9 protein-coding genes are annotated in these 10,851 nt (G+C 70.8%); 3 read left to right on the top strand and 6 right to left on the bottom strand.

The genetic code is table 11. The features are described 5' to 3' along the window. A partial coding sequence (locus R2737_18470; GenBank protein MEZ5118244.1) for a VOC family protein occupies positions 1-247 on the top strand: 247 nt, incomplete at its 5' end. Positions 248-284: 37 nt separating this feature from the next. Here the strand turns inward: R2737_18470 and R2737_18465 are convergent. Further along, a complete protein-coding gene (locus tag R2737_18465; GenBank protein MEZ5118243.1) occupies positions 285-1,100 on the bottom strand; it encodes a hypothetical protein in 816 nt (271 codons plus the stop codon). A 384-nt stretch (positions 1,101-1,484) separates the two neighbouring features. Here R2737_18465 and R2737_18460 point away from each other — a divergent pair, with 384 nt between their 5' ends. After that, positions 1,485-2,888, top strand: coding sequence for a DUF222 domain-containing protein (locus tag R2737_18460; protein MEZ5118242.1), 1,404 nt, complete (start codon positions 1,485-1,487; stop codon positions 2,886-2,888). A gap of 129 nt (positions 2,889-3,017) precedes the next feature. Beyond that, the gene (locus R2737_18455; GenBank protein ID MEZ5118241.1) at positions 3,018-3,485 is read left to right on the top strand and encodes a nuclear transport factor 2 family protein; all 468 of its coding nucleotides are present in this window, start codon (positions 3,018-3,020) and stop codon (positions 3,483-3,485) included. Positions 3,486-3,771: 286 nt separating this feature from the next. On the opposite strand, the gene R2737_18450 is transcribed toward R2737_18455, so the two are convergent. From R2737_18450 to R2737_18430, 5 genes are all read right to left on the bottom strand, one after another. Then, the gene (locus R2737_18450; protein ID MEZ5118240.1) at positions 3,772-6,867 is read right to left on the bottom strand and encodes a DUF3427 domain-containing protein; all 3,096 of its coding nucleotides are present in this window, start codon (positions 6,865-6,867) and stop codon (positions 3,772-3,774) included. Positions 6,868-7,139: 272 nt separating this feature from the next. Further along, on the bottom strand, positions 7,140-7,745 hold the full coding sequence (locus R2737_18445; protein ID MEZ5118239.1) for a response regulator transcription factor: 606 nt from the start codon (positions 7,743-7,745) through the stop codon (positions 7,140-7,142). After that, positions 7,742-8,869 carry a sensor histidine kinase gene (locus R2737_18440; protein ID MEZ5118238.1) on the bottom strand — a complete coding sequence of 376 codons (1,128 nt, stop codon included), beginning with the start codon at positions 8,867-8,869 and terminating at the stop codon, positions 7,742-7,744. Before R2737_18440 ends, R2737_18445 begins: the two co-directional genes overlap by 4 nt. Positions 8,870-8,882: 13 nt before the next feature. Continuing rightward, positions 8,883-9,710: an ABC transporter permease gene (locus R2737_18435; GenBank protein MEZ5118237.1), complete on the bottom strand. Its 828-nt coding sequence runs from the start codon at positions 9,708-9,710 to the stop codon at positions 8,883-8,885. After that, positions 9,707-10,645 (bottom strand): ABC transporter ATP-binding protein, encoded by a 939-nt coding sequence (locus R2737_18430; GenBank protein ID MEZ5118236.1) that lies wholly within the window; start codon positions 10,643-10,645, stop codon positions 9,707-9,709. The genes R2737_18435 and R2737_18430 overlap by 4 nt, the downstream gene beginning before the upstream one ends. Between the last annotated feature and the right edge of the window lie 206 nt (positions 10,646-10,851).

Raw genomic sequence — 10,851 nt, 5'->3', positions numbered from 1 at the left:
GGCCATCCCCGGGCCGCCCGTCATGGACGAGCAGACCAAGAGCCTGGTCGAGCGACTCATGTCGCAGGGGTTCGCCACCGGCCTGTTCTTCACCACCGACGACGCCCACGCCGCCTACGCATCCCTCGTCGCCAACGGCGTCGAGGTGACCGGCGAACCGACCGAGCAGCCGTACGGCATCGACTTCGGCTTCCGCGACCCGTCCGGCAACTCCTACCGGGTGTCGCAGCGCATCCCCATGGGGTGACAGATGGCCGCGCCGCCGACCCGCGGACTGCCGCGACTCACGCCACCTCCTCGTAGGCGGCGTCGCAGTCGAGCTCGGGCGCGGTCTCGCCGGTCCGCTTCCCGGTGATGTCCGCGACAAAGGCGCCACCGCCGTGGACGTAGACGCGCTGCTTCCCCGCGAACCCGTGAGGGCCGTCGAGCTTGAGCGTCCAGTTGCCCTCGCCGAAACCATCGCGCCACGCCGCATTCCATTCCCCGAGCTCGTTGACCGTGCCCCAGGCCACCCCGCCACCGGACCACGGCCACCGTGCGCACACCACGCGCATGCCGCTGTCCCGTACCTGATGGATCTGCATGCCGTTGCCGTCCCAGGCACCGGTGCTCCAGGTGGCGTACCAGTGCCAGGTTCCCGACCACGCACCCTTGCCCACGACCTTCAGCCGCGCGTACGTCGGCTGGGCCTTGAGCACCAGGTCGCCGGTGGGCACGACCGTTCCCCTGAAGTAGAGGTCGGTCGCCTCGAGACCGGAGGGGATCACCACCTTGACGAGCATCGACGCCTCGTCGTCCCGCCGGACCCGGTCCACGACGCAACTGACGACGGTCTCGTCGATCCGGACGCAGCGCCGGACGCCGTCACGCTCGGCCATCCGGATGGTCGCGTCGGCAAGATCTCGCCCGAACTGCAGGCGGAGGCGGGTCACTCCGCCAGGCAGGGGTGCGGCGTCCGTCAGCACCTTGACCCGGATGAAGGCTGCATCCCCGGCCACCAGCGGCTTGAACGGCGGCGTGCGGTCGGTCGTTCCGCCCAGGTAGCGCACCATCTCGACCTTCGTCTGCGTCGAGACGGTGATCTTCCGGACCGGGGCCACGCTCGGGGCGGCGACCGCTGCCTGCGGGACGGACGCGACCAAACTGAGGCCCAGGATGGTTGAGACCAGGCCAGCCAACGGAGGACGAATGCGCCTCACAACGCCAGGGTAGTTCTGAGTCCGGTGGCAGTCACCGGGTCCTTCGTCGGCCGCCGTGTGACGGCTGAACACTCAGCCCTGACCGCTCGCTCGCTCGCTCGTGCGGAGCCTGTCACACGGAGGACCGTGGGTCGGCCGGTTCGACGGTAGCGAAACCGGGCGGCCGGTCGGTGGGCGCGTGGTACATCCCGGAATCGCTGCGCCGCAAGAACTTTCGTCGGACTAGGGGTTGTGCGCGGGCACGGCCCGGGGTAGACTTCGTACACTTGTTCGGACGGGGGGATCGTGACACCGCAGCAGTTCGCGCAGACGCTGGACCGGCTGCGCACCGACATCACCGCACTCGCCGACGCCGGGCCGGATGACGTCCCCGCGGTGCTCGCCGCGGACGCGGCGGTGGTGCTGGCGCAGTTGGTCGCCCGGGCCGAGGCGGTGCTGGCCGGTATGGAGCGCCGGGTCGAGACCTCCGCGCTGTGGGCCCACGACGGGGCCCGCTCGGCCGCGACCTGGCTGGCCCGGCGGTCCGGTGCCTCCCGCGGGGAGGTGACCGCGCGGCTGACCGCGGCCCGCCAGTGCGAGCAGCGGCCCGAGTTCGCGCCGGGCTTCGCCGCGGGTGAGATCCGGGTGCGTCACCTCACGCTGCTGGCCTCCGCGCTGGAGGGGCCCGGTCCGCAGCGGCGGCGCCGCCGCGAGGCGTTCCCCGCCGTCGCCGACGCCTTCGCCGCCGTCGCCGGGGCCACCGGCCCGGCCCGGTTCGCCCGCGAACTGGCCCGCTGGTGCGACGCCATCGACCCCGACACCGCTCTGGAGGACGAGAACTCCGCCTGGCACGACCGGCACCTGGTCTTCACCGAACTGGGCGGCAGCGTGCTGTTCCAAGGCTCCCTGCCGCTGGCCGAAGGACGGCTGCTCAAGCGCCGCTGCGAAGCCGTCGCCGCCCACCAGCGCACGGCCGAGGACACCAACACCGGGGCACCCCGCCCCGGCCGGCCCGCCCTGCTCGTCGACGCCCTGTGCCACCTGGTCGAGGTCGCCGCCGCCAGCAACGCGGTCCCCGCGATCGACGGCGTCCCCCCGCAGATCCTCGTCATCGTCCCCGCCACCGACCTCGGCCACGCCTTCGCCCCGGCCGGCGGCTCAGCCGACCACCACCCCGCCGGTCACGCAGACGGTGAGCCGCCCGGCAACCCCGGACCCCAGCCGCCCGCGCCGACCGACCGACAACCGCCCGACCGGGCCCGAGCCCACGCCCCGGTCCTGCTCGGCAACGGACACCAACCCGCCGGCATCACCCCCACCGCGGCACGGCGGCTGGCCTGCGGCGACGCCGAGATCCGCCGCCTGCTGCTCAACGCTGACAGCGTGGTGACCGACCTCGGCCGCACCCGACGCATCGCCACCCGCGACCAACGCCGCTACCTCCTGCTACGCGACGGCGGCTGCCGCTTCGCCGGCTGCAGCATGCCCGCCGACCGCTGCCACCCCCACCACCTGCACCACTGGGCCGACGGCGGACCCACCGACACCGCCCAGATGGCCAGCCTGTGCACCCACTGCCACCACCTCGTCCACGAAGGCGGCTACCAACTCACCGGCAACCCCGACCACGACCTGACCACCCTGCGCCCCGACGGCACCGAACTCGGCACCACCCACCCCGCACCCAGCCCCACCCTCCTCGCCGTGTGACCGTAGCCGTGTGACGGCGACGGGGCAGGCGTATTCCCCGTGGGAGAGCCGGGTTGTCATGCCCTGGTCCGGCGGACACGCGCCACCAACGATGGACGCAGGACTCGACGCAGATGCCAGGGGGACGTCATGACGATCGCACGGGGCCACGCAGCCGACCACGAGCTGGAGCGGCAGGTGCGCGCCGCGGTGCAGGCTGCTCACGACGCATTCGAGGCCCGCGATGTAGAGGCGACGGTGGGCGCCTACGCCTCCGACGGGCAGGTCACCGCCGCGCCCGGGACCTTCCGGGGACACGAGGAGGTCCGGCGGTCGCGCAGTGGGCCGTGGAGAGCAGGCCGGTTGCCTTCGGTACGGGACACCGGCGGCACCGTGGTGCACGGTCGCACCGTGATCTGGGAGGGCGAGATCAGCGAGGAGTACGACGGCATCGCGTACACCTACCCCATCGTCGAGATGCGTGGCGACGACGGGCTCGCCCACCGGGTCGCAGCGAAGGACTCCACCTCGTCCCGCAGGAAGGGGTCATCGGCCGGGACGGGCTGCGCCCCCCAATCGGGGTCGCGGATGAGGAGCGCGTGCACCGAGGTCACATGACGGGTCGTCCAGGCACGGACCCGTTCCTCGTGCAGCGCGCGCACATCGTCCGTCGGGTCCGATGGTCCAGCCGGGCCGAACAGGAGGAAGCCGACCAGCAGGCCCAGTGTCATAGCCAGGAAGAGGGGTACCGCGCGAGCGAGCCAGCCCCGCCCCGTGTGCGACGACCACGGACTCCGCCCCCAGCCTCCGCCTCCACCGTGCCCGGAGGGGAACCCGCGGGTCCGGGGAAGGGCTCACGTGGACCGTCGATCAGAGCCCCCGTTGCAGGGCCGCGCAACTACGGCTATGCCACCGCGGCCGCGAAGGACGCGTAGAGATCGCCGGGCAGTGCATGCTGCAGTTCCCAGGTGATCGCCATCGGTCGCTCTCCCACGTGGCCGCGGTACGCCGCTGGACCGAGGAACCAGAAGGCACGCTCTTCGGCGCGCAGACGGCAGAACAGCAGAATGGCGCGGCCGTCACGCTCATGGAAGCGGTAGCGCAGCCCGGTCCGGCTGTCCTCCCGCGTGGCCGACTGGCTCTCCCAGTGGATCAGCGTGCGGCTGATCGCGAAGTCCCGGTAGCGGGTCGTGGGCGAGAAGGAACCTCCGGTCTTGTCGAGGGTGAATGCGAACAGCTCGGCATTGGCTTCTCGCGCCTCGTAGACCCCGCTCTGCCACGCGGCCACCTTGGCCCGGGGTGCGAGGCCCATGGCCGTGAGGATCTCCAGCCGCGTGTACCTGGCATGGACCGTCAGCGGTACGTCGGGGTGCGTAGCGAGCGGCAGGCCGACGTGGTCGATGCGGGCCTCCAAGACGTCGAGCAGCTGCCGAATGTCGGCGCGCACCTGGGGGTGCTCCCAGAGCAGATCGAAGGCCGACTGCAGGTCGGTGTGCTTGTCGATCACGCGGTCCGCCACCTGGGCGACCAGCATGTGCAAGGAGCGACGAGTGCGCTCGTCCAGGTGCCGGACGTCGGGCACGTCAGACGCCAGTAGCGTCCTCCACGCTTCGATCCGCACCCTGTCATCGACATGGAGCAATCGCCCCACCGCTCGGCGCAGCACCGCCTCGTGTGGTCCGGCTGGGAGAACCGGCGCACCCGCTTCCTCGGAGAGCTCCGACCAGCCGTGGCCGCCGGCGTAGACATCCTCCAGGTCGAGTCCGGACTCGCGCAGGAACAATGCGAGGTCGATCTTTGGACGGTCTCGTCGAAGGGACCGCAGCTCCTCGACCTTCGCCGACCATCTCGACGGCAGCGCCTCTCTGAGGCTGCGCAGGACGATCTCCCTGGACAGACGGTCCAGCTGCATCGAGCACCCGGCCGGGAGGAACGGGAACTGCTGTCGGACTTGGCTCTCGACGTCTCGACGTGAGCCGCCAAGCAGCGCCCGGAGGGTCCGGTCGAAGCGGAACTCCCGGCGGTGGTTGCCGACGAAGTCCAGCAACGTGCAGACCGACTTGCCCTCGGCGCGGCGGAGCCCCCGTCCGAGCTGCTGCAGGAACAGCGTCGGACTCTCGGTGGGGCGCAGCATGAGGACGGTGTCAACAACGGGAACGTCGACACCCTCGTTGAACAGGTCGACGGAGAACAGCGCCCGCACCCGCCCGGTCGCAAGGTCCTTCAGCGCCGCCTCGCGCTCCGGCCAGGGCGTGTCACCCCATACCGCGACGGACGGGATGCCGTGTCGGGCGAACTGCTCCGCCATGAATCGTGCGTGCTCGACGCTGACGCAGAAGCCGAGGCAGCGCATGGTGTCGACGTCGACGTGGTCGTTCAGCTCCTTGACCACCAGGCGCGCCCACGCCTGGGAGCTTGTGTACGTGTTCGTCAGGGCCGCCACGTCGTAGCCCGTGCCGCGTCTCCACGGGACACCTCGCAGGTCCGTTCCATCGTGGATGCCGTAGTAGACGAACGGAGAGAGGTACTGCTGGTCTACCGCGTCCCAGAGCCGGAGCTCGGCAGCGATCCGGCCGCCGAACCAGTGCAGTACGGGCAAACCGTCGCTGCGTTCAGGCGTGGCCGTCAGTCCGAGGAGCTCCACCGGCCGGAGATGATCGAGCAGTCGCGCGTACGACGGTGCCGCTGCGTGGTGGAACTCGTCGATGACGACGACATCGAAGTGGTCGGGTGGCAGGGCATCCAGGTCGGCGGCGCGCAGGCTCTGCACCGAGGCGAAGACGTGGTCAAACCGCGTCGGCCGCGACCCGCCCACCCACTTCTCGCCGAACGAGGCATCACGCAGCACATAGCGGAAGGTGGCCAGGCTCTGATCGAGGATCTCCTCCCGGTGCGCGACAAAAAGCAACCGTGCTCGCGGTAGATCATCAGCGAGCCGGGCGTAGTCAACGGCCGCCATCACGGTCTTGCCCGTGCCCGTTGCTGCGGCCAAGAGGTTACGGTGGTGTCCCTGGGCGCGCGACACCTCGATGAGCTCGAGCAAGCGGTCCTGGAACGGCAGTAACCGCACCTCGATGGGGCTCAGGATCACCCGCGGACCGTGGTCCCGTCCGACCGCTCGTTCCTGCTCCCGCTCGAAGGCCTCCGACGCGTAGTCGACGAAGTCCCCGCTGGCCCAGTAGCTCTCGAAGACGGCGACGAACTTCGCAACCGCGTCGGGGTTGCGGGCCGCGGACAGACGCACGTTCCACTCCAGGCCCGTGGCCTGGGCGGTCTGGGTGAGATTGGACGAGCCGACGTAGGCCGTAGAGAACCCGGATCGGCGGTGGAAGATCCATGACTTCGCGTGCAGTCGGGTGGACCCGGTGTCGTACGAGATGCGGATCCGCGCGCCGAGGTCACGCAACTCGTCCAGGGCCGCTCGCTCGGTGGACCCCGTGTACGTCGTCGTGAGGATCCGGAGCGGGCGACCGGCCTCGACGTGGCGACGTAGCGCGTCAAGGAGCGGACGGATGCCGCTGCGGCGGATGAACGCCATCACGACATCGATGGCGTCAGCAGACTCGATCTCGGCACTGAGCTGGCTCCACAGCGACGGTTCGCCAGGCGCGTTGGTGAGCAGTGTCGTATCCAACAAGGGGATCAGCGGCTCGCCAACGTCAGCTGGACGGCCATCCGGTCGTACGCGTCGGACAGCCCGCAGCACCTCCCCGGGGGGCGCCGGCCGCTCGTCATCGAACTCCCGTTCCCGGTCGAGCAACTCACCCAGGCGGTCGAGCAACGCGCGCGCGACGGCGATCCCCGCGTCGACCCGCTGGTCGTCCCCGACTCCGGCGATGGCCCGTTCGAGCTGCCGGGACAGATGCCACGCGATCCGGTCCGGCGCCTCCGCCGGGCGGAGCCCAGCCACCCGAGCCACCCCGTCCGGGTGCGTGCCCAAGCGTCGCCGGAGCCCTTCGGTCACCAGCGACTCATACAGCCCCGGATCCAGCTCCCCCACGGGCCATCACGCTACGAGATGCGGGTCCGCAATGCCCGTGGTTCCCACCGCGTGGTCATGACGCACTGGTACCGACGTTCGCGTTGCCGGCATCCGGTTCGGCAAGGACACCGCGGGCGGTCGAACCGCTGCGGGGCCAGGTCCAGGCGAGCCCGACGACCGTGAAGGTGAGAATCACCTGAGGGCGCCGGTGTGCAACGGATGGAGCGCTGCATCGACTCGATTAGTGTCCTGCGCGAGACGCCGCCCCGGGTCGCGACCGCGGGAGGACGTCAGAGCCAGCCACGCTCGCGGGCCTGTCGGGCAGCGGCGGTGCGGTTGGTGGCACCGAGTTTGCGCATGGCCTCGGACAGGTAGTTGCGCACGGTGCCCTCGGACAGGTGCACGCGGGAGGCGATGTCGGCGTTGGACAGGCCGTCACCTGCCAGGCGCAAGACTTGGCGTTCCCGGTCGGTGAGCGGGTCGGGCTCGCCCCAGGCGTCCGCGGCGAGCGTGGGGTCGACGGCGCGCCCGCCCTGATGCACGGTGCGGATGGCATCGGCGAGCGTGGCCGAGGGGGCGTCTTTGAGCAGGTAGCCACCGACACCAGCGTCGAGCGCCCGGCGCAAGTATCCGCTTCGGGCGAAGGTGGTGAGGATGACGACTCGGGTCGGCAGCCCGCGTCTGCGGATCTCCGCGGCGACGTCCAGGCCGCTGCGGCCGGGCATCTCGATGTCAGTGACCAGGATGTCCGGTTGGAGGGCCTGGACCAGGCGCAGCGCCTCGTCCCCGTCGGCCGCGGTGCCGACGACGTCGATGTCGCGCTCGAGTTCGAGCAGTGTGCCCAGGGCGCCGAGGACCATGCGTTGGTCCTCGGCGAGCAGCACGGCGATGCTCATCGCCGGGCCGCCGCACGGGGGTCGACCGTCGAGGTGGGGATTCGAGGCAGCGTGATGCGCACCATCGTGCCGCGTCGGTCGCCTCCGGAGCGACCCGTGCGACGGGTGACGTGGCCGCCCAGGGCGGTGATGCGCTCCCGCATACCGGTCAGGCCGGAACCGTCCGACCCGGAGGCGCCCCGCCCGTCGTCACTCACTTCGAGCCACACCTGCTCAGACGTGGCGTCGGCGCGGATGGTGGCGTGGTCGGCGTCGGCGTGGCGGACAACGTTCGTGACCGCCTCCCGCAGGGCCAAAGCCAGGGCCGCCTCGTGCTCGGCGGGGAGGACAGGGAGCTCGATCGTGGCCTCCACCTCGACGCCGGCCGCCGACAGCGCGCGGCGTGCGTTGGCCAGCTCCGCACCGAGCCCCTTGGCGCGGTAGCCGGCCACAGCCGAGCGCACCTCGGCCAGTGCGGTTCGCGCAGTCTCTTCCACGTCACGCACCTCCTGCTCCGCCCGGTCTGGGTCGGAGCGAACCAGCCGCCCCGCGAGCTCCGACTTCACGACGACCACCGACAGCGTGTGGCCGAGCAGGTCGTGCAGGTCGCGGGCGATGCGCTCTCGCTCGGCGATCGTGGCCAGCCGCTCGATCTCCTCGTCCGCGCGACGCAGTCTCGCCTGCGTTCGCTCGCGTTCACCCTCGATGATCCCCGCTGCCCCGATCACCAGGACGAACACGAAGATGGGTGCCACAGCGACGAGTCGCCACGGCATGGGCACCGTGGAGATCAGGAACATCACCCCGGCGAGCCCGGCCAGCATGGCCACCACCACGACAGCCCGCCTCACTGGGGAGAGACGTCCGGCGAAGGCGGCGGCGTACACGACGAACACGCCTGCCCCGGCATTGACCAGGGTCCCCACCGCCCCGAGACCAGCCATCGCGGCCAACAGGAGCATCAGGCGTCGCTGATCCCGCTCGGCCAAGCCGGCCCGGTACAGGGGCAGGAAGGCCGCGACCATCAGCCCCGTCCAGGCCCAGTCCGCCGCGGTCGTGTCGGGGTCGAAGGCGGGTTGGAAGACCAGCGCCCCGAGGTAGACCAGCCACAGGTACGGCGCGTACCGGGTGATGGGGTGGTTCACCGCGGCCCTCGTCTCATCCGTAGGTTCGTCCCTCGTCGCGACGGAACCCCCAGGCTGCCACGACGAGGAACAGGATGGTGAAGCCCAGCACCGCCGCGGCGTGCACGACGGGCGACCCGCCCTCGGATGCCCCGATGGTGCCCAGCGCCAGCTGGACGAAGTGATACGGGGGCATGGCAACCGCGACCGACTGCACCACGTCGGGAAGCTGGGCGATCGGGATCCACAGCCCGGACGCGAACGCCATCGGCAGCCACACCAGGTTCAGTACTGCTGGGGCGGAGTTCGGTCCGACCAGGTAGCCGAAGGCCAGGCCCATCGCCGAGAACGGCAGTGCTCCGGCCACCAACGCCAGACCGACCGCCGCCCACTGGCCCATCGCCAGACGCACCCCTCCCAGGGTTGCGGCGAGGGTGAACATGGCCAGCACGATGATCGCGGCGACGGCCAGGCTCATCAGCACCTTGGCCACGAAGTACGCGAAGGGCGGCATCGGCGCGACCCGCTTGAGCCGCATCCACCCCTGCGCCCGCTCGACGGCGACTGACACCCCGAACCCGAACAGCGCCGCACCGATCACGCCGAACGCGCCGTACGTCACCAACATGTACGTGGTGACCCCGACCCCGCGTGCCTCCTCATCGGCGAAGGTGATGCCGAAGATCACGTAGAACATCAGCGGCAGCGCTACCGTCGTGGCCGCGAAGATGGGAAGCCGGACGAGCTTGAGGAACTCCTGCCAGGCCTCGACGCGGTACACCCGCAGGACGCTCCCCACGGTGCGTCGGCGTCGCGGGACCTGCGCGGACGCGGTCCGCTCGGTCGTCAGGGTGGTGCTCATGCCGCCTCCTTCGTCCGGTGGGTCAGGGTGAGGAACGCGTCCTCCAGGCTGGGTTCGGTGACCGTCACTCCCGACACCGACGGGTCCCGACACAGCAGTTCGCGCAGCACCCGTTCCGGTTCGCTGACCAGGAGCACCAGCCGGCTGCCGTCCCGCTGGGCCTGGTGCACCCCGGGCCAGCCGGACGCCTGCTCTGCCCCGATGCCGGACTCGGCGGTGATTCGCCGCCCTGGCACGAGCGACTTGATCTGCGTCGGAGTGCCCTCGGCGACCACCCGTCCCTGATTCAGCACGACCACCCGATCGGCCAGCGCATCGGCCTCGTCCAAGTAGTGGGTCGTCAGCACCACACCACGACCCGTCGCGGCCAGATCTCGCAGCGTCGCCCACAGGACGCGTCGTACCTCGGTGTCCAGTCCGGTGGTCGGCTCGTCCACGAACACCAGCCGCGGGTTCCCGCACGACGCGATTCCGAACAGCACCCGACGCTGCTGGCCGCCGGACAAGGAGCCGAAGAGCCGATCCTCCAGACCGTGCAGCCCGGCCGCCTCCACCACCGACGCGAACGGCAGTGGGGTGCGGTAGTAGCCGCGGAACGCTGTCAGCAGCTCCCGCACACGCAGCGTGTCCGGAACCCCCGAGGACTGCAGCATCACACCCATCTGCTGGCGTGCCACCAGATCCCGCGGATCGCGTCCGAACAGCCGGGCGGTTCCACGGGTGGGGGTAGTCAGCCCGGTCAGCATGCCCAGCGCCGTGGTCTTGCCAGCACCGTTGGGGCCGAGCACTGCCAGCAGCTCCCCCGCCCGCACGGTCAGGTCGACATCCGTGACGGCGTGCACCGCCGTCCCACCGGTCAGGTACGTCTTCGAGGCGCCGAGAAGCTCGGCCAGGGCGGCACCCGGCGCCTCCTCGTCTGTCGGTCGCTTCGTCATGCCTCCACGCTCCCGCGCGGCTCACGCACCGCGTAGTGACCCCGAACACCGGATCCCCATGACAAAGGTCAGACCTGCTGGTCCGCCCTCGACGCGCCGGGCCATCTGCGGCGCGCGGGCGGCCCGGCCATCCCGGTCGGCGCAGGCGCGGATCAGTGGGCCACAAGCCAGTCGCCCGGTCCTCGCGCGGGGCGACCCCGAACGTC

This window comes from Candidatus Nanopelagicales bacterium, from assembly GCA_041393815.1.
GTDB lineage: Bacteria > Actinomycetota > Actinomycetes > S36-B12 > JAWKJK01 > JAWKJK01.
Note: the sequence above shows the minus strand (reverse complement) of the source record. Positions and strands in the feature narration are given on the sequence as shown.